The organism is Gracilibacillus thailandensis (assembly GCF_010994055.1).
GTDB classification, from domain to species: Bacteria; Bacillota; Bacilli; order Bacillales; family Amphibacillaceae; genus Gracilibacillus; species Gracilibacillus lacisalsi.
The window spans coordinates 1-23,143 of sequence record NZ_WJID01000061.1 but is presented as its reverse complement, the minus strand read 5'-3'; the positions used below and the strand labels follow the sequence as shown (position 1 = coordinate 23,143).

The following is a 23,143-nucleotide window of genomic DNA, read 5'->3' as shown; positions in this document are numbered from 1 at the left end:
CCGAAAAAAATTAAGATAGATGAAAAAAAACTATTGACTCTATTTTGGGAGTATGCTATATTATTACTTGTCGTCAGCAAATACGGAGGAGTACCCAAGTCCGGCTGAAGGGAGCGGTCTTGAAAACCGCCAGGGGCTTCACGGCCCGCGGGGGTTCGAATCCCTCCTCCTCCGCCATTATTTGAACACAAAATTGGAGATTATATATGTACGAGAATCGTTATCATAAGATAGCGATTTTTTTGTGCGCGGACATTTGTTCCGCTATTTGTGACAAAAATGTGCTTTTTGGGATTTACGCGGACATCTATTCCGCTATTTATATAAAATAGCGCTAATTTTCACCGAAAGTAGCCAAATAAAGGATTAAATGTCCGTCAATATCGAAAATGGGCAGTTATTTCACCAAATAACGTACTAAATGTCCGTTCACCAAATTTTTATTATCTATTTTTCTTATTGCCCTCCTCTTGTTATCATTTATAATAGGGGAAGAGTATACATATGAAGGAGGGCTTATGATGAATTTACGAGAGAAACGAATAGCTTTTTTAGGTGCGGGTTCTATGGCAGAGGCGATTATCGCTGGGATGACTGCTAAACAAATAGTCTCTGCTGATCGAATCATTGCGACTAATCATTCCAATAAAGAACGTTTAACAGAATTAGAAAATAAATATGGTATTCGAACATCCCAATCGAAAAAAGATGTCGTTAGCCAAAGTGATATCATTATTTTGGCGATGAAACCAAAAGATATTCAACCTGCTATTACCGAAATAAAACAGTATCTAAGTGAAAGTAAAATTGTTGTATCATTATTGGCTGGTATCTCTACTCGATATATGGAGCAACTAATAGGTCTCCGTAATGCAGTTGTCCGTGTTATGCCTAATACATCGGCAATGATTGGACAATCTGCTACAACGATAACTGCAGGACGATATGCTACTATTTCAACTGTCGGTTTAATAAAGCAACTGATGACATCCATTGGTACGACAACATTAATAGAAGAAGAGCAAATGGATGCTTATACGGCTTTAGCAGGCAGTGCACCTGCGTTTTACTATTACATGGTGGAAGCAATGGAGAAATTTGTAGAGGAACAAGGATTGCATAAAGAAACAGCGATGCCTTTAATGGCACAAACAATTAAAGGTGTGGCAGAGATGTTAGCTACAACAAGTGAGGCACCGGCAACATTACGAAAGAAAATTACAAGCCCTGGTGGTACGACAGAAGCAGGACTTAAAACATTAGCACAACATGAATTTCAACAAGCAGTCATTGCATGCTTAGAGCAGACTACTAAAAGATCAAAAGAACTCAGAGAAATGTTTGAAAAATAAACAGTGAAGAAGGAGAGCCTTGCCATTTATCTTAAGATTTATTAAGATATAAAGTGGTGTCTCTCCTGATCGTCTCATTAAGTATTTATATCATGACCCCGTAGCTCAGTAGGATAGAGCACTTCTCTCCTAAAGAAGGTGTCGGAGGTTCGAATCCTCTCGGGGTCGCCATTAAGTTATATTCTATTTAAAATGATTATTTTATTTGATTGAACATAGTTTGATATATCAATGATTGTGCATTTTTTAACTTTTTAGTTGCCCGATAAAATTCGATATAAAATGGATATTATTTACACGTCTTTTACACATACATTCTTTCTTGGGAAGCTAAATCAGCCCACCATTTATACCATCCCTTACAACATTCTCGTTAATGCGAATTTAATTTCTTTACTGTAGCTTTACCACGTATTTTAACATATTCATTTAAGAATTTTTGATAAGATCTTTATTTCACTTTGAGTATGAGTATAACAAAGGTAATTATGATTGGAACCATGATGCCGACTGCTATGGCACCAACCTTATTACCTTCTTGGTATGTTTGAATACTGTGAACGATCGTTCGATAGGAAATAAACAGAGTTAATGTCCCATAAAATAAATAGGATATCATCTTAATCCCTCACCTCGTTGAGATCTGAATCATCAATCATTTTTCCAAACTCTAAGGTATCGAGCTCATAAGTCACATTAATTTTGGCATTGGGGTAAATATTCTTATGCCAGTCTGCCTTCTCATATTCCTTAATATCTTTGAAGTGTTTTCGAATGTTTAAAGACCAGTAAAAGGGATCCGATCTATATTCTGTCTGTGTCTTCTTGATAAAGGCTTCTGTTTTATCCTCTAACCTTTTGACAATCTCCTCCTCTAACTTTTTCCTGTATTCTAGGTTTTGAGTATAGGGAATAAGACTTGGAACAGCAATAATTTCTGCTTGGAACTTGACATGTACATTTATTTCCGTCGGTTTGTTAGGGTAATAGTCAATATTAATGATAGGTTCTTTCTTTTGGGAATAATTATAAGACACAAAAAACTCAGGCAATATTGGATCAGGGATGGTAGCGATGTATTCCTCCATTCTTAACGTTTTGTCCAGCATATGTACTAGTCTAGTTTCTTCTCCGTCTATTGTATCAATCATCTGCCCTTCTTTAAAAACAGCAGACCCCATAAATTGGGTAGGGCTACCTCCCAGTTGCGGAATTTCACCTGCTTTATATTTATCTTCAATCCCTTCATTGTGTTGTTCTTTTTTGTCATTTTCAGTTGTGGCATAAATTCCCAAGAATAAGTCAGCATCTCCCTCTGTAATTTGAAAAAAACGATGCATAGTTGCTTCAGGAATAATTCCTGTCTCGATAGCACGAGTTAACATAAATTGATAGTATTTATGAGGCCTAGTTTCCACTAATGGATCGTTATTATTTAAAAATTCAACTGCTTTTTCCTTTGTTACTACCAATTGTACATCTCTTCTAATTTGTGGGGATCTAGAAGTGGACTGAATAACCCCCATAAAGTCCTCGGAGCGAGCCAGCTCTTCAGAGGCTACTATAACCTTGGTTTGATCTAATGTTATACGCTTGGATACAATGGAATTAGCAGTGTAGGTAGCACTTAATATATCTACTCCCTGGACCGTGACGATTTCTGCTGCGGGTTCATCAGGAGTATTTGGTACAGAAGCTGAACCCACTTCTGGGTTTGCAATTTTATAGGTGAATTCATAAACACCTCTTTTATCTGTTTTGTCAATTCCAATCACAATTACATAAGATTGTTTCTCTAATTCGATACGATCATAACAACCAACTAATAAGATTAAGAAACTAATTATAATAAATAAAATAGAATATCTCATGGTCGCAAATCTCCTTTACGCCATGCCACAACCCAAAGTAAGAAGGGGAGAATGATAAAAAAAGGTGACATAAGCGTATAAAGCTGTTCATGATAAACCAATTGTGTTTGAGCTGAATTGAACGGTAAAAGCCCGATTAGTATGACCAGAAAGGCGAAAGGTAATAATAAAGGTTCAAAATTATCGATATTAAAGACTGCTCCAAAAAACCAAGCCGTGAAATAAAGAAAATAAATAAATTTTAAATATGCAGCAAATAACCAAAAAACCATAAAAATAGTTTCAATATTGGTGAAAAATTCTCCAAATTCAATTCGTTGTATGATGTCATGAAATGGAAAGGCAATTTTCTCAATCGAGTTGTAGTCAAACACTGTTATATAGATAAAATAGAACAACAAAATTTCTGCGAGCGCTATGATACTTGCAATGATAGCACCTCTTCGAAACATCTTTGTCTCCTTTGTGGCTTTATAGGCAATCAATACGAAGAAAAGTTCGGCAAAGATTGATGCTTTTTTAACTCCTTCAGTTGCAATAATGGATAAGCTAGAACCAAAAAACGGAAAAACTCTTTCTGTTACTACTTCCTCCCATATGAGCAATATAACTAATAATGCTGAGAATTTGATAACCGGAAGTGCAATTCGAGAAGTATAGCCAATAACTTCAATGCCTCTTTTCGCACCGAAAAAAGCAACGATAATAAAAATAAAAAAGATATAATCAGTAGGAGACTCTGGAAAATATAACATTTTTACTTGTTCGATGTAATTACGGGCATCGAACACCATAGATGAGAAAGCAAATAAAAAGAAAACCAATCCAATCAATTTCCCTAACCACTTTCCAGTAATAGCTTCACAGAGCTGTACTACATGCTTATCTTCATATTTTTTTAATAGATACAACATAACAAGAAAGCTAGGGAAAATAACGATAAAAGATATTGCCGGAATGATCCAGAATCCATTTTGGGCTTTTTGTGATAATAAAGTCGGCGTAGAATCAGCAAACTTGATGGCTACGAATATGAGAACAATCGAAGCAATTTCTTTTGTCCGTAAAAAACCATGACTCTGCATGTTGATCACCTTTTCTTTTGGAGGTCTTTTGGCCGAATGTAACCTGGACGGAACTTCTCCTTTTTAATGAATTGACGAAAAACAGTATCCTTCGTTGAAATATAATGTGGTGATAAAGGAGAAAAGAATGGAACCCCAAAGGACTTTATTGATGCAGCATACATAAAAAATAAAAAGAACGCTGCAGTCAGGGAAAGCATCCCCCAAAAGCCAGCACAAATAATAAAAATGAATCGCATTAATCGAACCATATAATTAATACTTAAATCAGCTAATGCAAAGGAAGAAAGTCCAGATAATGCAACAATGATAACAATGATAGGGCTAATTATATTAGCTTCAACTGCTGCTTGTCCTAATATTAAAGCACCAACAATCCCAATAGTTGGACCAAGAGGATTTGGAATTCTGAGCCCCGCCTCTCGGATTAATTCAAAGGCAATTTCCATCAAAAGTATTTCCATTATCAATGGAAAAGGAACCCTTTCTCTTGAACCAGTGATTGCTAAAAGTAAATCAGGAGGTAACATTTCACTATGATAATTAGTAATTGCGACAAATGCTGCTGAAACTAATAAAGATAATAGAAGGCATATAAAACGAATGGTCCGAGTAAAATTCCCATAGAAAAAGCGTAAATAACGATCTTCAGGGGAATGAAAAAAAGACCAAAAAGTTACTGGAACAATAAGACAGGCAGAGGAACTCTCCATTAAAAGTACAATATAACCATCTTCAATATAGGAAGCTGCCTTATCAGGTTTTTCTGAATAGAGAATGGTAGGAATTAAGGAATAAGGATGTTCTTCTATATATTGCTCTAATAGCTCAATATTACGAACGTTATCTACTTCTAATTCCTTAATACGTTTTCTAACATTATCTAATAGTTCCTGATTGACTAGGTCCTTTAAATAAAGTAGATTGACTTCATCATGTGATCGGATACCTATTTGAACCCCTTCATTAATTAACTGATTATTATGTATTTGTTTACGAATAAGTGAAATATTATTGTCTAGCGATTCTGTAAAGGCATCTTGTGGCCCTTTAACAACACTCTCATTTTCGGATTTTGGAATGGCTCTATGCTGAAAGTTGGCGACATCCATTGCATAAGCATCTGTATCTCCGTCAATGAACAGAATTGCTTTTCCACTATTTATATTTTGTACCACTTTTTCATACTCTTTAATCTTTTCAATATTTTCGATCGAGACAATGTTACTTACCTCATCTCCCTCGTTCTCTAATAACGGTTTGATAATGTGTAGGTTAATTCTTTCACCATCAACAATTGAGCCATAATAAAAGATACATGCTTCTCTTTTATTAAAGCGAGTTGTTAATGTTCTCAGAGAAAAATCCTTATTAATATCATAAGAGAATAGTTGCTTCATTTCTCGAATATTACTAGATAAAGAACCGATAATTTTTTTCTCCGATGTAGTAGAGTTGTTATTTTGTTGTCTTGAAAAAATACGCATAAAGATACTCCCTATCAGAATTAATCGCACCTTAATGAATAGCTTGAACACCAATTCAAAAAATATGCAATATTAATGAAATGTAAAAAATGGGATTAATCTCTTTGATTTCTTTCCAATTTCCGTTAAAATATATTGTAAGGGGTTTCAAAAATTGTTAGATTAATGTTTATAATTTTGGGAGAGGTGATAGGATGGATATGACAAAAGTACAGCCAAGATCAGGAAAACACAATGTAGAAGATCTTGATGCACTAAGAGAAGGTTTCGACTGGGAAGAAATTAAGAAAGACTTTAGCTGGTATAAGACAGGTAAGGTGAATGCTGCCTATGAAGCGATTGATCGCCATGCAGAAAACCCTAACAAAAAAGACCAAGTAGCATTGTTATATTCCGCACCAGACCGTGAAGAAAGTGTAACATTCGAACAATTAAGCAAACAAAGTAATAAAACAGCAAATATATTCAAGAAATACGGCGTTCAAAAAGGGGATCGTGTTTTCTTATTCATGCCAAGAAGTCCAGAATTTTATGCCAATTTTTTTGGTATTCTTAAGATAGGTGCGATTGCTGGACCATTATTTGAAGCATTTATGGAACAAGCAGTTCGTGACCGTTTGGAAGATAGTGAAGCGACCATGCTGATTACAACACCTGAATTATTAGGACGTGTACCAGTCGATGATCTGCCACATTTAAAGCAAATTGTCTTAGTAGGAGCTAAGGATGCTGAAGAAGGCGATAACTATATTTATTTTGAGAAAGAAATGGCAGAGGCATCTGAAGATTTTGATATAGAATGGGTAGATCGAGAAGATGGTATGCTTATTCATTATACATCTGGTTCAACTGGTAAGCCGAAAGGTGTTTATCATGTGCATAATGCCATGATTCAACATTACGCAACAGGTAAATGGGTCATTGATTTTAAAGAGGATGATATTTATTGGTGTACTGCTGATCCTGGCTGGGTAACTGGTACAAGTTATGGGATCTTCGCACCATGGTTAAATGGTGTCACTAATGTAATTCGAGGAGGACGTTTTTCTCCTGAGTCCTGGTATGAAACGTTAGATAAACATAATGTAACGATTTGGTATACAGCACCAACTGCTTTACGTAAATTTGTGAGTGCCGGTGAAGAGCTGGTTAAGCAATATGATTTATCAAGTTTACGCCATGTTTTAAGTGTAGGAGAGCCTTTAAATCCAGAGGTTATTACTTGGGCACTGCGTGTTCTTGATTTACGCATCCATGATACGTGGTGGATGACAGAAACAGGTGCGATGTTAATTGTCAATCTGCCAAGTATGGAAATTCGCCCCGGTTCGATGGGAAGACCAATTCCAGGGGTAGAAGCAGCCATTGTAGATAACGAAGGTAATGAATTACCGCCAAATCAAATGGGGAATTTAGCAATTAAAAAAGGTTGGCCATCGATGATGCGTGCTATCTGGAAGAATCCGGGCAAATATGAGAGTTACTTTATAAAGGATTGGTACGTGTCAGGAGACAGTGCCTATATGGATGAAGATGGCTACTTCTGGTTCCAAGGCCGTTTAGATGATGTAATCAACACCTCTGGTGAGCGTGTAGGACCATTCGAGGTGGAAAGCAAATTAATTGAACATAAAGCTGTAGCAGAAGCAGGTGTTATTGGTAAACCAGATCCGGAGCGTGGAGAAATTATTAAAGCATTCATTACCTTGAATCCGGGTTATGAGGCTTCGGATCAATTGTTAGAAGATATTCGTCAGTTCGTTAAAACTGGCTTAAGTGCCCATGCTGCTCCTCGTGAAATTGAAATTAAAGATAGTATTCCAAAAACCCGAAGTGGTAAAATTATGCGAAGACTGTTAAAGTCTTGGGAACTAGGTCTACCAACAGGAGACACTTCTACTTTAGAAGAATAAGTAAGAATGAAAGGCTAGCATCATGATGCTAGCCTTTTAGCTTGTATGGAAAGAAAGTATAAAAACCAGCGCGATGACCGTGTAAACGAAGTAGTTATTTATAGCACTTAGGACAAATTTACTTGCTTGTTATTAAAACCAAGACGAAAGAACTGTTTTTTATATTATGGGAGGAAATGGAGAATAAAAACACGAATTGTTATAGCAATTTGAATGTTGAAGGAGGGACATTTGGTTACCGAAGTTTCGCTATGATCCATATTTTTAGGGAGGAGAGATTGGATGAAAAAGTTGTGCATGCGAATAACAGTTTTATGTATGATTTTAATCATTACAGCAGGAACCCTTCCAACCGCTGCACTGGCAGCAAAGTACGATACGGATTATGAAAACTTTGATTTAGTTGCTACCTCAAATGGAGGAATGGTATCAACATCTCATGGAATAGCAACGCAGGTAGGTGCCGATGTTCTGAAAAAGGGTGGTAATGCAATGGATGCCGCCATTGCTATTCAGTTTGCATTAAACGTCGTGGAGCCTATGATGTCTGGAATCGGTGGTGGCGGTTTTATGATGGTTTACGATGGTGAAACGGATGAAACAACTATTGTAAATAGTCGTGAGCGTGCTCCGGCTGGTGCAACTCCAAACATGTTTTTAGATGACAATGGTAATCCTATTCCTTTTAGTCAGCGAATCACACAAGGAACAGCAGTAGGTGTTCCAGGGACTTTAAAAGGATTAGAAACAGCTCATGAAAAGTGGGGAACTATTCCTTTTCAACAATTGATTGGACCTGCAATTAAGCTTGCTAAGAATGGCTTTCCTGTAGATGATTATCTTGCTCAATCTATTGTGAACAATGAAAGTAAAATACGAAGGACGGCAGCTCAAGAAGTATTTCTTCCAAATGGAGAACCACTGCAAGAAGGTGAGATTCTTATTCAGGAAGATTTAGCAAAAACATTTAAATTGATCCGTGCAAAGGGGACGGATGTTTTTTATAATGGTGAAATTGCAGAAGCACTGGCTACAACCGTCCAAGAATTTAGTGGTTCCATGACCGTTGATGATTTAGCACAATATGATGTGAAGATAGATGAACCGGTATGGGGCGAATTTCAAGGTTATGACATTGCCAGCATGCCACCTCCAAGCTCTGGTGGAGTATTTCTTCTTCAAATGTTGGGGATTCTAGATGATTTTGATTTATCCCAGTACGAACCAAGATCTTGGGAAAAATATCATTTATTAGCGGAAACGATGCATTTGGCATATGCTGATCGTGCTGCATATGCTGGAGATCCGGAATTTGTTGATATTCCCGTTAACGGTCTCCTTCATCCCGATTACCTTGCTGAAAGAAGGGCACTAATTGATTTAGACTCTATTAATCAAACTCCAACAGCTGGTGATCCATGGTCATATGAGCATGCATCACCTGATTATGAGATTACAGAACAGCCAGATGATAGAAAATATGGAGAAACGACACATTTTACTGTGGCTGACAAATATGGAAATGTTGCTTCATATACTACAACGATTGAACAAGTATTTGGTACTGGAATTATGGTGCCAGGCTATGGAATTATGTTGAACAATGAGTTAACCGACTTTGATGCTGTACCAGGTGGTGCGAATGAGGTACAGCCTAATAAACGTCCGTTAAGCAGTATGACACCAACGATCGTATTTGAAGATGATCAGCCTGTATTAACGGTTGGTTCTCCTGGCGGTCCTACTATTATTACTTCCGTCTTGCAAACCATTATTAATGTGGTTGAATATGGAATGGAACCAGAAAATGCTGTTGCAGAACCTAGGATTTATACGAACAATCTGAACTCCTATCGCTATGAAAATGGTATCGGAAGTGAGGTTATCATTCAATTAAATTCTATGGGGCATCAATTCGGGTCTTCTCCAACAAGCATTGGTAATGTTCAAAGTATTTTACTTGATCATGATAGAGGATTATTAAAAGGTGTGGCAGATAATAGAAGAAACGGAGCAGCAATTGGAGTAGATTTAAACGGAAATGGCAAAGGTAAACAATAAATAAAGTAAAGCTAGGACTAAATTTAGTCCTAGCTTACTTTATGAGCTATGCTTCTAAATCTCCTTTAGGGCCGAAGAATTCATAATGAATATCTTCTTCATCCACCTGCCAATCCTTTAATGCCTTATAAATCGCCTTCATAAATGGTTCAGGACCACAGAAGTAGAAAGATGCTTGATTCGTTGGCAAAACAGATTGTAACCATGCTAAGTCGATAAAACCTGTCTTATCACAAGCATTAGCATCTTCAGGTTTTTCATAAATAGTAAAAGTATGAACATGGTCATGCTGATCCGCAATTTGCTTCACAGTATCCTTTAAACCATGCACTCTTTCATGTTGTGCGGCATGAATATAATAAACTTCACGATTAGGCTGTTGTGTTACGACTGTTTCTAACATACTCGTTAACGGTGTTAGACCAACACCACCACTGATTAATACTAGTGGCTTCTTCGCCTGATTAAGTACAAAATCCCCAGCAGGTGCACTAAGTTCTATCTCGTCTCCTTCATGAATGGACTCATGAAGATAGGTAGATACTACTCCGTCAGGGCTATCTCCAATTCCATCTTCTCTTTTTACACTAATACGGAAAAATTCTTTATTTGGTCTGCAGGATAAACTGTATTGACGCTGACAAGTGTATGGAATCGATGGTATATCAACTTTTACTGTTATATATTGACCAGCCTCAAAATCTGGTAGAAGCCCATGATCAGCTGGTTTCAAATAGAAAGAGGTAATTACATCACTTTCCTTCACTTTTTGAATGACACGAAAGTCACGATACCCAATCCATCCCCCTGGTTTCTGTTCAGTTTCTTCATACATTTCTTTTTCGACTTCAATAAAAGCATTGGCAATCACATCATATGCTTTTGCCCAAGCTGTAATAATTTCATCTGTTGCTGCATCTTTCAAGACATCCTTCATGGCCTTTAGTAGATTTTCACCAACAATTGGATAATGCTCTGGTTTAATGTTCAAACTCCGATGTTTATGTGCAACTTGATTTACAACGGGCAATATGTTTTGTAATTGATCAATATTTGCTGCAGCAGCATATACTGCGTTTGCTAATGCTTGGGGTTGTTTCCCCTTTCGTTGATTAGTCTGGTTAAAAATATTTTTCAATTCCGGATGGTTGGTAAAAAGTAATTGATAAAACCTCGAAGTAATCGCAGTTCCATGTTCAGCTAGTACAGGAACTGTAGCTTTTACTGTTTCAATGGTTTTCGCTTCAAGCGCTTGAGTAGATTGTGACATCACGAACACTCCTTGTGAATTAAATTTAAGCCCATTTTTCGACTTAGTTTTACTCATTCGATCTTTCATCAAACATAAAATATAAACATGTATTTAAAATACATGTTTAATTATATAAAAAATTTGGAAAGTTTTTCAATAGCCTGTTGGCTAAATATATGACAATTCTGTTAAAAGGCGTGATAGCGATTTTGACTATTTTCGGGTAAAATGGAGTAGAGAAGGGGAGTATTTCATGCGTTTAAAAAAATACACAGACTTTGCATTGCGAGTTTTGATTTATACAGGAACGAGTGAAAGAAAAGTAAGCATAAAAGAAATATCGGAGACTTTTTATATATCAACCGAGCATATCCGCAAAGTAGTTCACCAACTAAGTGTGGAAGGATATATCAATACAACAAGGGGACGAAATGGCGGCATTCTATTGATGAAAGATCCGGAAGAGATAAATATTGGAGAAGTCATTCGTTTAATGGAAAATGACTTCTATTTGGTGGAATGTTTTGACGGGGAGATTAATCGATGTGCGATTACACCTGCCTGTAAATTACGATCAGTTGTAGGAGAAGCGATGCGTGCCTTTTTTGAAGTGTTAAATCAATATACTTTAGCAGATTTGATTGTGAACAAAGATGATTTAAGAACATTAATGGATATAACAGAGGAGCAATCATAAATAGATTACTCCTCTGTTTTATTAAAGCTATCCTCTTTTTTCTATTGTAAATTGATCTTCGAGTAACAACCAATTTTGCGGAAAGGCCAACCCTAATTTCCAATAACTGATTCCTCGTAAATTTTTTTCTTTAATAAGATCAAATTTAGCTTGAATGGAGCGTGCATCTTCAAACCAGACTTCGTGCTCTTCTCCATTCTGATCTGTATAATTAAAATACGGGGCTTGTGCTTCTTCATCATACAGGATCGATTGATTGTTTTCTCTAGCGATTTGGATTCCTTGTTGTGGACTAATAGCTTGTGCCATTTCACCACCAAGTTCATAGGGAAGTGTCCAGTCATAACCATACAGATTTTGACCTAATAATATTTTTTCTGGAGGCATTTCTGTTAAAGCATAATTAACGACGTCCCGGACAGGGCCAATCGGTGAAACGGCCATGGGAGGGCCACCACTATATCCCCATTCGTAGGTCATTAAGACAACAAAATCAACAATTTCTCCGTGTGCGCCATAATCATGAGCCTCATACCATTCTCCTTGTTGTTCAGCACTTGTTTTAGGTGCAAGTGCAGTTGATACCAATAATCCTTCTTGATGTAATCGAGTGGTTGCCTTTTCCAAAAAGCTGCGATAGTCCTCACGATTTTCAGGAGGTAAAAATTCAAAATCAAAATGAATATCTCCAAAACCAATTTCCTGAGCAGTTTGAATAATTTGGTCGAGTAAATTATTTTGGACGGTTTCATCAGTTAAAATGATTCGACCTAATTCTGCGCTAAAAGCACCTTCTTCGAGATTGGTAACAACAAGCATCAGTGTAGCATTATGTTCGTTTGCAATAGCTGCAAATTGATTTAACGGGGGAGCACTTAAGTTTCCTTGTCGGTCTACTTGGTAGGAGAAAGGAGCTAAGTAGGTTAAGTTACCTGCATGTTTCCGCGCCGCGTTTTCCAGTGTATCTGAGACCGTTCCTCCAGTGGGTTCAACATATGCATTGACTTCAATTGAAGATTTAGCAGGTTCTGGTATATATAATGTCATCCCGACAGAAAGTGGTTGATACATATTGATTTGATTGATACTAGCAAGTTCAGCGGCAGATATACCAAACCTTTGGCCAATCGTATATAAACTGTCACCTGGTCTGACGACATAAAAGCGTCCATAAATTGGGATAACAAGTGCTTGACCAACAACTAGCGACAATTCGGGATCTATTTCATTTGCATTGGCAATCGATTGATAGGAAGTTCCAAATTGATTGGCGATCTGATATAAACTATCCCCCTGTTTTACTACATAAATTTGCACGAAAAGTTCTCCTTTCTAATATAAAGATGTTCTCTATTTATTTTTATGATAAGAAAGGAGAAATAGAACATAGCGGCATGAATATTTAAATGGGTTTCGTTTCGGCATTAAATACTTCTGCCATTAGTTTAATGGCTTCTTGGTTATGCCTTTCGGTATTCGATGCAACACAATTTTCCGGAACATGTAGTGTATAACCACGCATATGGGCATCATTGGCGGTAAATAGCACACAAATATTCCCTGCAATGCCTGCAATTATTAAGTGTCTTATTTCTAATTGTTCTAATAAAGAACGTAATGGGGTACGAAAAAAGCCTGACATTTGAGGCTTCATAATAAAGTAATCTTCTTTGTCAGGCATTCCTTGTTCAATGATGTCTTCATTCTTTGAAGATAAACATGTCTGGGCAATTTGTTTGAAATCTGTTTCCCATGTATCATAATGATCATTAATATAAATGATCGGATAATTACGTTCTTTTGCATATTGCTTTAACCTCTTAATGTTCGGTAAAACCTTTCTCGTATTGTTTAAAAGTAAATCTCCTTCATGAAACGTAAAATCATTGATTAAATCAATGAATAATACAGCTGTTTTATTCATGCTCACACCTCAGTTCTTCTGTTGTCTAGATATTCTTTCGAATGTTTAGATCGATCAATCGTATTTTTGCTTTATCATTTTTTCTTTTCTCTTTTGTCGCAATGCTTTAAAGAAGTCTGATAATAGTTGACTGGACTCTTCTTCCATTACACCAGCTACTACATCTACTTGATGATTAAAGCGCTCATCCTCCAGGAAATTGTATAAGGAACCAGCACATCCTGCTTTTTTATCTTTTGCCCCATATACAACACGTGATATTCTTGATTGCAATATAGCACCTGCACACATTGGACATGGCTCTAAAGTGACATATAATGTACAATCTTCTAATCGCCAACTACCTAGTACTTGATTCGCCTTATCTATTGCTAGCATTTCCGCATGAGAGTTGGTTGTTTGTAATTTTTCACGTAAATTAAATGCCGTTGCAATTACTTCCTCTTGATGGACAATTACAGCTCCAATCGGTACTTCTCCCAGTACTTCTGCTTTTTTTGCCTCTTCCAGGGCTATTAGCATATATTCCTGATCTGTCATTATCATCCCACACTTTTGATATTTACTACTATAGTGCAAAAAAAAACGTGGAAGTTCAAGTCTTATAGTATTTAGCTATAACCTATTCAAGTGCAAATATCTAAAGTAACTTATTGATTACCTTTTTATATAGTTAAAAATTAGAATGAAACAAAAACATTAATTAAAGTTGTATGATTCTAGAGTATTATTTATGTCGTGTACCTTTTGATCAATCAAAGTAAATCATGCCCTATTACTTGAACATCCTAACTTTTAACATGTACGTATGAATTTAACGAAAACATTAAAGTAGTTATTGACAACTGGTTAATATAATGATAATCTCTATTTAAAGATGTTATTTATGAATAACAAATTAGTGATTTAAACTCTATCATGCATGGTAGTAAGTATAATTTTTTTGTAAGATTTGAAAGCGTTTCATAAAAATAGGGGGTATTAATTATGAAAAAAAGTTTGCTCATTTTACTTTTAGGTTTATTGTCTTTAGCTTTAGTAGCTTGCGGTGGAGGCGGAGATGAGGATTCCTCTGGTGAAGCGGAAGAAGTAGAAGTAATTGGTGAAGATATTGAAGATGCGACAGAACTGACATTTTGGACATTTGTTGGTCAACACGTTGATCTTTACAGAGATGCAGCAGAACGATGGAATGAAGAAAATCCAGATCGAGCAATTAAATTAGTGGCTGAAACTTATCCGTTTGAGCAAATGCACAACAATTTATTGTTAGCGATTCAATCAGGACAAGGTGGTCCGGACATTGCTGATATCGAGATTGGACAATTCCCGAACTATTTACAAGGGGAAATTCAGTTAGAGCCATTGAATGAATATGTAGAGCCGGTATTAGAGAATGCAGTAACATCAAGATTTGAAAACTATGCTAAAGATGGAAACTACTATGGTGTACCTACACATGTTGGTGCAACAGTAATGTTCTATAACACAGAAATCATGGATGAAGCTGGAGTAGACATTGACGCAATTGAAACATGGGATGACTTCGTAGCAGCTGGTGAGCAAGTGGTAGCAAACACGGATTCAGTAATGTGGAATGTTGGAACAGAAGATTGGTTAATGGATATGTGGCCAATGATCTCGCAACAAGATTCAGATGCATTTGATGAAAATGGCGAATTAACTTTAGATAACCAAACAAATATTGATACACTACAATTCTTACAAGATGCTATTTACAAGCATGAAATTGCTGAAGTAACACCGGGTGGTATGAACCAGTCTGAGGAATTTTATGGTTACTTCTCTGAAGGAAACTCAGCTTCAATTTTAGCACCATTATGGTATATGGGAAGATTCTTGGATAATATGCCTGATTTAGAAGGTAAAATTGCAATTCGTCCGATGCCAGCTTGGGAAGAAGGCGGAAAGCGATCTGCTGGTATGGGTGGAACAGGTACAGTTGTAACAAATCAATCTGAAGATGTAGAACTAGCAAAAGAATTTTTAGCATACGCGAAGCTTAGTGAAGAAGGAAATATTAACCTATGGACAGTGTTAGGGTTTGATCCACCACGCTGGGATACTTGGGAAAGTGAAGAAGTGCAAGCAGATAACAAATATTATGATTACTTTGGAGATGGAATTTTTGACATGCTTCTAGAAGTACGAGATGACATCAATCAATTGAATTTTACGGAGTATACACCTGATGTTATCAGTGAATATCATACGAATGTAACACAGCAAACGATCCGAAATGATTCTCAAACTCCGCAAGAAGCACTTGAACAAGCTGCAGAAGCAGTAAGATCACAAATGGAAAATTAATGGCTTAAATAACCTTTTAGGAGACAGGTTAGAATCTGTCTCCTAAATTAGATAAATCAGAAGGAGGTATTATCGTGTCCTCTCCAAGTCAAGGATCTAATACAAGTGCTAGCTTAGAAAAAACAGCATATAAAGAACCGAACAAATTTTTAAGATTTTTAAATTCAAAAAAAGTAGTTCCTTATATTTTTGTTTCACCATTTATTTTATCTTTTTTAATCTTAACGCTTTATCCTGCTATTCATGGGATCATCATGAGTTTTCAAAGTATCTTGCCAGGACAAGTTGAATTTATTGGGTTAAAAAACTATGAACGGGTATTTAACCCTAATTTTTATAAAGCGTTATCCAATACAACGATCTATGTAATATTGACCGTTATTATCTTAACGCTAGTTCCAATGCTTTTAGCTATATTGCTAAACTCTAAATTAGTAAAATTTAAAACGATTTTTAGAGCCTCTATTTTCATCCCGGCTTTAACTTCTACCATTGTTGGTGGTATGATTTTCAGGTTAATGTTTAGTGAGGCAGATTCTTCTGTAGCTAATCAAATTGTAAACTTTTTAGGGATGGAATCGATTGACTGGCGCTACAATGCCTGGTCTGCGATGTTCCTGATGGTGATCTTAGCTTCATGGCGCTGGATTGGTGTTAATGTCTTATATTTCTTAGCACAGCTTCAAAATATATCCGATGAATTGTACGAAGCAGCGGATATTGATGGTGCTAGTGCTTTTCAGAAATTGAGATATATTACCATTCCACACTTAAAACCGATCACAATTTTTGTAAGTACAATTACGATCATCAATGGATTTAGAATGTTTGAAGAAAGTTTCGTCTTCTGGGAAACAAGTTCTCCAGGAAATATCGGTTTAACGGTAGTAGGTTACATCTATCAACAAGGGATTGGACAAAACGATATGGGATTCGGTTCTGCTATCGGGGTTGTTCTCATGCTGATAATCTTTGTTATTAGTATTATTAACTTAATAGCAACAGGTACGTTCAAACGAGGTGATGAATAATGGATACCAACAAGAAAAATAGTGGGTTGACGTGGGTAGCCACTGTTGGGTTTGCGCTCATCTCATTAATCATATTATTTCCGATCATTGGATTGTTGATTTCGTCCTTTCGACCATCATCAGATCTAATGCGAGATGGTATTACATTTAGTATTGATTTTAGTCAATTAAACATGGATAACTATATGTATATTTTCCAACAAGCTGCTTCTTATTGGAGCTGGTATGGGAACAGTTTAATTATTTCAGCGCTAACAATCGTATTATCTTTATTCTTTTCGTCGATGGTTGGATATGCGTTAGCTGTTTACGATTTTAAAGGAAGAAATTTATTCTTTGTATTAGTATTATTGATCTTAATGATTCCGTTTGAAATACTAATGCTTCCTTTATATCAAATGATGGTAGGTGCACAGTTAGTGGATAGCTATTTTGCGGTAGTTCTTCCGTTAATAGTCGCGCCAGTCGCAGTATTCTTTTTCCGACAATATGCTACAGGTCTACCTACAGCTTTGATGGATGCAGCAAGAATTGATGGAAGTACAGAATACGGTATATACTTTAAGATTATGCTTCCGTTAATGGGACCTTCGTTGGCAGCGATGGCGATTTTGCAAGGATTAGCTAGTTGGAACAACTTCCTATGGCCGTTGCTTGTATTGCGTTCAAATGATATGTTTACACTTCCAATCGGGTTAGCAACCCTTCTAACACCATATGGAAATAACTATGATATCTTAATCGCGGGATCTGTTTTAACTATTATTCCAATCGTTATTCTGTTTATCTTCTTCCAACGTTACTTTGTTGCAGGGTTAACGTCTGGCGGTGTAAAAGGATAATAGATTGTCTACTAGTTGAAAGCCATAGTATGCTACGAAGACTATGGCTTTTTTTTTCGTGTTATAATAGTAGTAAAGTGCAGAAGGATGGCTTAAATAATGAACGGCAAATTTATAACAACAACATTAGATAAAGTATTTGTATGGACAACTAAATTAGCATTATTAAATATACTTTGGATAGCTTTTACCTTAATAGGGTTAGGTGTTCTCGGTGTGTTTCCAGCAACAGCTGCAGCACTTGGAGTAGTTAGAAAGTGGTTAATGGGTGATAAGGATATCCATATTTGGTCGACCTTTAAAAAGCTATACAAAGATGAATTTAAGTACGCGAATATGATCGGGTGGATTCTTGCAATTGTTGGCTTTTTGTTCTATTTAAATTTTCAGGTCATAAGAAGTGCGCAGGGAGAGATATTATTTGTTGTTCCATTTATCTTCTACTTCCTTTTATTTCTTTATTTCACTATGGTAATCTGGGCATTTCCGCTTATTGTTCATAACTATGCTTCTGTTATTCAACAATTGAAAAATGCCTTAATTATTGGAATATCAAAAATCCATATTACGATTACAATTATGTTACTGATGTTTTCCACTATGTTTTTTTCGTTGGAATTTCCGGTACTTATAGTGTTTTTTACCTTTAGTTTACTGGCACTTATTTGGATGTGGCTAACATTCCGAGTGTTTGTAAAGGTATTTCAGTAAGTGGAAAGAGTAACTACGATAACGATCACAGCTTAAGTCTAAATAGAAGAAATTGGATGTTGTTTTCGATTGCATTTTCTCTTAAAAAGGGTTATACTAATATTTGCGCTTTTAATTTGGGCGCAATTGAATATGTTAGTAAATTTGCCGTGCTAGGTGGGGAGGTAGCGGTGCCCTGTACTCGCAATCCGCTATAGCGAGACTGAATGCCTTGCTGAGGTGCCATCATTTTAAGGTCTGCCTTAAGGGAGTAGTGTTGACACTCGGGTCCTGCGCAACAGGAACTCGTGAACCATGTCAGGTCCGGAAGGAAGCAGCATTAAACGAATCCTCCTGTGTGCCGCAGGGAAGCCTGGGTCGAGCTATCAACTTGAGTAACGCTTGAGGTGATGTCATCGAAGCTTGGTGCACGGCGTTAAATAAAAAGATTCAACCTCTTGTATGCATACAAGAGGTTTTTGTTTGTTATATTAGAGATTGAATGTAAAGTGTAAGAGATGGCTCACTAATTCGAGGTTCAGAGGTTCTTTTACATACAAAATGGACAGAAAGGCTGAAATAGTGTTCGTAAGCTTAATCAAAGAGCAGATAGAAATGTTCCACTCAATTATTACTCGTTTTTCGGGCTTGGATTTGATACAATAAAATGAGGAAGAAATCGATTATTAGTAAAGGGGATCAGTTATGGGCTATCAAGCATTATATCGTGTCTGGCGTCCAAAGAATTTCGAAGATGTAGTAGGACAAGTACATATTACACGTACCTTACAAAATGCGGTCATGCAAGATAAGTTTACCCATGCTTACCTTTTTTCAGGTCCCCGAGGTACGGGAAAAACAAGTGCGGCTAAGATATTTGCTAAAGCAGTTAACTGTCAGAATGGGCCATCCCTAGAGCCGTGTAATCAATGTGATGCATGTATTGGGATTCAGGACGGCTCGATTTCAGATGTGGTAGAAATTGATGCAGCTTCCAATAATGGTGTTGAACAGATCAGGGATATTCGTGACAAAGTAAAATATGCGCCAAGTGCGGTAACGTATAAAGTGTATATTATTGATGAAGTTCATATGCTATCCATTGGTGCGTTTAATGCGTTGTTAAAGACATTAGAAGAACCACCTAAACACGTTATCTTTGTGTTAGCGACAACGGAGCCACATAAAATTCCGTTAACTATTATTTCGAGATGCCAACGATTTGATTTTAAACGAATCGCTCAATCGGCTATGGTTGATCGTATGAAGAAGATTGTTGAATCGGAAGAAATTGCTGTGACAGATGAAGCGTTAGAGGCGGTTGCCTTATCTGCTGAAGGTGGTATGCGTGATGCATTGAGTTTGTTAGATCAAGCTATTTCTTATAGTGAAGATCAAGTAACAATTGATGACGTACTCGCTGTAACTGGATCTGTTTCACAAGCTAAATTGGCAAAAGTCGTCAGTGCGATGTATACAAATGAAGTGAAAGCAACATTACTGGAGATTGACGGGATGATCCAGGAAGGTAAGGATCCTGGTCGTTTTGTTTTTGATCTTATCTACTATTTGCGTGATATATTGTTATATCAGACGGCCCCATCTCTCGAAAATGTACTGGAGCGGGCAATTGTTGATGAGTCTTTTAAAGAATTATCAGGAAAGCTTGATGCTGAGTGGATTCAAATGGCAATCAAAGAATTGAATCAGTGTCAGCAGGAAATTAAGTGGACGAATAGTCCGAAAGTGTTTATTGAGGTAGCCGTATTAAAAATTTGTAATCAAGAAAATGGCGCAAAAGCAGATGTTTCTTCAATGCCTGCAGTAGAGCAGTTAAATGAAAAGATTCGAAAATTAGAACAGCAACTGATGAACATTCAGAAACAACCAAGTCAAGCTGCACAAACAGAAAGAAAGCAGCCTGCACCGAAACGAAGTACACCAACGAATCGTAATGGTTATAAAGTACCTTATGACAGAATTAGGCATGTTCTGAATGACGCTTCTAAGGTTGCGATTCAAAAAGTTAGATCGCAGTGGCCTGCTTTTATGGATGCTTTAAAGAAACAAAGTGCCCCGGCACATGCGACCATACAAAATAGTAAGCCGAGTGCAGCGTCAGAAGATATAATTATTATTGCTTTTCGATATGAAATTCACTGTTCACTTGCATTAGAACATAAACAAACGATAGAATTAATGTTATCTGAGGCTATCGGGCAGAATGTATCTTTTATTCCAATCCCAGAAGCAGAATGGACTAGTTTACGTGAAGAATATGTGCGTAAACAAAAACAACAAGATGACGGTGCGGATGACTCGGATAGCTCTTCATCATCAGAAGAAGAAGGAGATCCGGTAGTAGATGCTGCCAGGGAGTTAGTCGGTGATGACTTATTAGAAATACATGATTAAAAAATAGATCTTTATTAGGAGGGTTTTCCATGCGTGGTGGAGGAAACATGAATAAAATGATGAAACAAATGCAGAAAATGCAAAAGGATATGATGAAAGCTCAAGAAGAGTTACAAGAAATGACGTTTGAAGCTACCGCTGGTGGTGGAATGGTAAAAGTAGTAGCGAATGGAAAGAAGGAAATTACTGATATTGAAATCAAGGAAGAAGTAGTAGATCCAGATGATATCGAAATGCTACAAGACCTTATTTTAGCAGCAACAAATGAAGTGCTTAAAGAAGTAGAAGATAAAACAAATGATACGATGGGCAAATTTACTAAAGGATTAAATTTACCTGGAGGCATGTTCTAGGAGGGTTCTCATGTATTATCCCGAACCGATATCAAAGCTGATTGACAGCTTTACCAAACTGCCAGGAATCGGTCCAAAAACTGCCGTTCGCCTGGCTTTTTTTGTCTTAAATATGAAAGAAGATGATGTGTTGGACTTTGCAAAAGCGCTCGCCAACGCAAAACGTGAATTGACACATTGCAGTACATGTGGGCATATTACAGATCAGGATCCGTGCGCCATTTGTCAGGATGACATGCGTGACCAGTCTTTAATCTGTGTTGTGCAAGATCCAAAAGATGTCATTGCAATGGAAAAAATGAAAGAATTCAATGGTAAGTATCATGTGTTACATGGTGCGATATCTCCAATGGATGGGATTGGTCCAGAAGATATTAATGTACCATCATTGATTAACCGATTAAAAGATGAAGGAATAAAAGAATTAATTTTAGCAACAAACCCGAATATTGAAGGTGAAGCAACTGCAATGTATATCTCAAGATTGGTGAAGCCTTCGGGTATAAAAACTACACGAATTGCTCATGGTCTGCCAATGGGAGGAGATTTAGAGTATGCCGATGAGGTAACACTCTCCAAAGCATTAGAAGGCAGAAGAGAAGTGTAATAGTAGGTGAAGAATATGTTTCGTTCCAAAAAAATAAAAAAAGCAGAACTAGATCAAGAATTTTTAGATAAAATATTTCATTTAAAAAAGGAATGGAATTATTTAGAGGATATTTTGAATCGAAGCATTGAGCCAAGTGAACACGGTCAATTTGATTTAGCAATGACAAAGGCAAAATACTTTTATTTGCTAAGAGAAGCTAAAGTACGAAATTTATCTGCTATTAAATAGTTTTGCTTCTATTTCTTGTTTTCTCTTCATATAGATAGAGTAATATTTTATATGTTAAAGGGGACAAGTATATGAATTGGTGGATTATAGCAGGAATAGTAGTATTAATTGTCATTTTGCTAACGAAAGGAATTCCGGTGAATTTCGTTAAAGGTAGTGGGCAAGTTGTGATGAAAGTTACAGTTGGTGTTTTATTTCTGTTCTTCTTTAACTTGTTTGGCGCATCTTTTGGATTGCATATACCTATCAATGTTTTTACAGCGGTGATTGTCGGAATGTTAGGTATTCCAGGCATTGCTTGTTTAACTGCTATCAGTGTTTTTGTCATTTAATCATATGAATATTACAAATAACTCTTCTATTTAGGAAGGGTTATTTTTTTTGCTGAAAATTAATTACAAAGCTTAACGTAATCCATATACTGCGCTTTCCGTGGGCACGGCTTCAGCTAACTTTGTAAAGGGATCTTCAGTTCTCGTGAGTGCCACAGGAGCCACCGTATTCTACCTACGCTAATAATGATATCGCACAAGTTTGGGGACAAGGGATTACTCCAAAAGTTAAAGGCCATGGAGAACTGCCCGGTGAATCTTCATTGCCATTTCATGAATTTGTAGCAAGGCTGTATGCTTTTCACTACAATCCATATGAACAAGGAGACGCATATGTGGTAGACAATCAGTATGTAGAGAATGGGGAGAAGTTAGCAAGAGAAAGTTGTACACTTGGGTGCAAATTTAATTCTATTATACCAAGGGGATTTTTCAACACTTCCCCTTGGAATATATTTCTAACGAATTTCCTCTTGCATAATAATTAATCACCGTGTTATATTATTAATTGTCGCTGAAAACGACAGGACAAAAAACATCTCGAACAACTTTTAAAAAACACAAAAAAGTTGTTGACATTAAATAAATGAGATGGTATGATATAAAAGTTGTCGCAAAAAAAAGACAACAAACATTGATCTTTGAAAACTGAACAAAACAACCAGTATG

Annotated in this window: 22 protein-coding genes, 2 tRNA genes and 1 other RNA gene; 17 read left to right on the top strand and 8 right to left on the bottom strand. The window is 36.6% G+C overall.

The annotated features are described in order from the left end of the window. The first annotated feature begins 84 nt into the window (after positions 1 to 84). The 3 genes from GH715_RS16670 (at position 85) to GH715_RS16660 (ending at position 1,523) form a co-directional block, all read left to right on the top strand. Positions 85 to 177 (top strand) — tRNA-Ser (locus GH715_RS16670). A 344-nt stretch (positions 178 to 521) separates the two neighbouring features. Beyond that, positions 522 to 1,352, top strand: coding sequence for a pyrroline-5-carboxylate reductase (gene proC, locus GH715_RS16665; RefSeq protein WP_153836282.1), 831 nt, complete (start codon positions 522 to 524; stop codon positions 1,350 to 1,352). 94 nt (positions 1,353 to 1,446) lie between these two features. Further along, positions 1,447 to 1,523 (top strand) — tRNA-Arg (locus tag GH715_RS16660). 280 nt (positions 1,524 to 1,803) lie between these two features. Here GH715_RS16660 and GH715_RS16655 read toward each other — a convergent pair. The 4 genes from GH715_RS16655 to GH715_RS16640 are packed head-to-tail and all read right to left on the bottom strand — an operon-like array spanning position 1,804 to position 5,795. Beyond that, positions 1,804 to 1,971: a hypothetical protein gene (locus tag GH715_RS16655; protein WP_153836283.1), complete on the bottom strand. Its 168-nt coding sequence runs from the start codon at positions 1,969 to 1,971 to the stop codon at positions 1,804 to 1,806. 1 nt (position 1,972) lies between these two features. Continuing rightward, positions 1,973 to 3,223 carry a Ger(x)C family spore germination protein gene (locus tag GH715_RS16650; protein ID WP_153836284.1) on the bottom strand — a complete coding sequence of 417 codons (1,251 nt, stop codon included), beginning with the start codon at positions 3,221 to 3,223 and terminating at the stop codon, positions 1,973 to 1,975. Continuing rightward, entirely contained in the window at positions 3,220 to 4,308 is a 1,089-nt protein-coding gene (locus GH715_RS16645; protein ID WP_153836285.1) for a GerAB/ArcD/ProY family transporter, read from the bottom strand. Before GH715_RS16645 ends, GH715_RS16650 begins: the two co-directional genes overlap by 4 nt. Before the next feature lie 5 nt (positions 4,309 to 4,313). Further along, a complete protein-coding gene (locus GH715_RS16640; RefSeq protein WP_153836286.1) occupies positions 4,314 to 5,795 on the bottom strand; it encodes a spore germination protein in 1,482 nt (493 codons plus the stop codon). Positions 5,796 to 5,989: 194 nt separating this feature from the next. Here GH715_RS16640 and acsA point away from each other — a divergent pair, with 194 nt between their 5' ends. Both acsA and ggt read left to right on the top strand, forming a co-directional pair. Further along, positions 5,990 to 7,708 (top strand): acetate--CoA ligase, encoded by a 1,719-nt coding sequence (gene acsA, locus GH715_RS16635; RefSeq protein WP_153836287.1) that lies wholly within the window; start codon positions 5,990 to 5,992, stop codon positions 7,706 to 7,708. Positions 7,709 to 7,990: 282 nt separating this feature from the next. Beyond that, positions 7,991 to 9,769 carry a gamma-glutamyltransferase gene (gene ggt, locus GH715_RS16630; RefSeq protein ID WP_153836288.1) on the top strand — a complete coding sequence of 593 codons (1,779 nt, stop codon included), beginning with the start codon at positions 7,991 to 7,993 and terminating at the stop codon, positions 9,767 to 9,769. Between the two features lie 46 nt (positions 9,770 to 9,815). Here the strand turns inward: ggt and hmpA are convergent, their stop codons facing one another. Further along, positions 9,816 to 11,039 (bottom strand): NO-inducible flavohemoprotein, encoded by a 1,224-nt coding sequence (gene hmpA / locus GH715_RS16625; protein WP_153836289.1) that lies wholly within the window; start codon positions 11,037 to 11,039, stop codon positions 9,816 to 9,818. Positions 11,040 to 11,274: 235 nt separating this feature from the next. Here hmpA and GH715_RS16620 point away from each other — a divergent pair, with 235 nt between their 5' ends. Then, positions 11,275 to 11,718, top strand: coding sequence for an RrF2 family transcriptional regulator (locus GH715_RS16620; protein WP_153836290.1), 444 nt, complete (start codon positions 11,275 to 11,277; stop codon positions 11,716 to 11,718). Positions 11,719 to 11,745: 27 nt separating this feature from the next. Here the strand turns inward: GH715_RS16620 and GH715_RS16615 are convergent, their stop codons facing one another. The 3 genes from GH715_RS16615 to tadA all read right to left on the bottom strand — a co-directional run bounded on the left by GH715_RS16615 (position 11,746) and on the right by tadA (position 14,182). Continuing rightward, positions 11,746 to 13,035 carry a glycoside hydrolase family 18 protein gene (locus GH715_RS16615; RefSeq protein WP_163578726.1) on the bottom strand — a complete coding sequence of 430 codons (1,290 nt, stop codon included), beginning with the start codon at positions 13,033 to 13,035 and terminating at the stop codon, positions 11,746 to 11,748. 85 nt (positions 13,036 to 13,120) lie between these two features. Beyond that, positions 13,121 to 13,642, bottom strand: coding sequence for a cysteine hydrolase family protein (locus GH715_RS16610; RefSeq protein WP_153836291.1), 522 nt, complete (start codon positions 13,640 to 13,642; stop codon positions 13,121 to 13,123). 54 nt (positions 13,643 to 13,696) lie between these two features. Continuing rightward, complete coding sequence (gene tadA, locus GH715_RS16605) at positions 13,697 to 14,182, bottom strand: tRNA adenosine(34) deaminase TadA (protein WP_153836292.1); 486 nt, start codon at positions 14,180 to 14,182, stop codon at positions 13,697 to 13,699. A gap of 447 nt (positions 14,183 to 14,629) precedes the next feature. Here tadA and GH715_RS16600 point away from each other — a divergent pair, with 447 nt between their 5' ends. The 11 genes from GH715_RS16600 to GH715_RS16550 all read left to right on the top strand — a co-directional run bounded on the left by GH715_RS16600 (position 14,630) and on the right by GH715_RS16550 (position 22,962). After that, positions 14,630 to 15,973, top strand: coding sequence for an ABC transporter substrate-binding protein (locus GH715_RS16600; protein ID WP_153836293.1), 1,344 nt, complete (start codon positions 14,630 to 14,632; stop codon positions 15,971 to 15,973). A 74-nt stretch (positions 15,974 to 16,047) separates the two neighbouring features. Next, positions 16,048 to 17,004, top strand: a complete 957-nt coding sequence (locus GH715_RS16595) for a carbohydrate ABC transporter permease (protein WP_163578725.1) — start codon at positions 16,048 to 16,050, stop codon at positions 17,002 to 17,004. Beyond that, the gene (locus GH715_RS16590; protein ID WP_018933889.1) at positions 17,004 to 17,846 is read left to right on the top strand and encodes a carbohydrate ABC transporter permease; all 843 of its coding nucleotides are present in this window, start codon (positions 17,004 to 17,006) and stop codon (positions 17,844 to 17,846) included. The genes GH715_RS16595 and GH715_RS16590 overlap by 1 nt, the downstream gene beginning before the upstream one ends. A 99-nt stretch (positions 17,847 to 17,945) precedes the next feature. Next, complete coding sequence (locus GH715_RS16585) at positions 17,946 to 18,557, top strand: YesL family protein (protein ID WP_153836295.1); 612 nt, start codon at positions 17,946 to 17,948, stop codon at positions 18,555 to 18,557. Between the two features lie 147 nt (positions 18,558 to 18,704). Beyond that, an RNA gene (ffs, locus tag GH715_RS16580) (signal recognition particle sRNA large type) lies at positions 18,705 to 18,970 on the top strand. Between the two features lie 271 nt (positions 18,971 to 19,241). After that, positions 19,242 to 20,951 (top strand): DNA polymerase III subunit gamma/tau, encoded by a 1,710-nt coding sequence (gene dnaX, locus GH715_RS16575; RefSeq protein WP_153836296.1) that lies wholly within the window; start codon positions 19,242 to 19,244, stop codon positions 20,949 to 20,951. A 29-nt stretch (positions 20,952 to 20,980) separates the two neighbouring features. Next, entirely contained in the window at positions 20,981 to 21,304 is a 324-nt protein-coding gene (locus GH715_RS16570; RefSeq protein ID WP_018933893.1) for a YbaB/EbfC family nucleoid-associated protein, read from the top strand. Between the two features lie 10 nt (positions 21,305 to 21,314). After that, positions 21,315 to 21,911 carry a recombination mediator RecR gene (gene recR, locus GH715_RS16565; protein ID WP_018933894.1) on the top strand — a complete coding sequence of 199 codons (597 nt, stop codon included), beginning with the start codon at positions 21,315 to 21,317 and terminating at the stop codon, positions 21,909 to 21,911. Positions 21,912 to 21,926: 15 nt separating this feature from the next. Continuing rightward, complete coding sequence (locus tag GH715_RS16560; protein WP_153836297.1) at positions 21,927 to 22,142, top strand: YaaL family protein; 216 nt, start codon at positions 21,927 to 21,929, stop codon at positions 22,140 to 22,142. A 71-nt stretch (positions 22,143 to 22,213) separates the two neighbouring features. After that, positions 22,214 to 22,474 carry a pro-sigmaK processing inhibitor BofA family protein gene (locus tag GH715_RS16555; protein ID WP_018933896.1) on the top strand — a complete coding sequence of 87 codons (261 nt, stop codon included), beginning with the start codon at positions 22,214 to 22,216 and terminating at the stop codon, positions 22,472 to 22,474. A gap of 149 nt (positions 22,475 to 22,623) precedes the next feature. Continuing rightward, complete coding sequence (locus tag GH715_RS16550; protein WP_205601867.1) at positions 22,624 to 22,962, top strand: hypothetical protein; 339 nt, start codon at positions 22,624 to 22,626, stop codon at positions 22,960 to 22,962. Positions 22,963 to 23,143 lie beyond the last annotated feature (181 nt).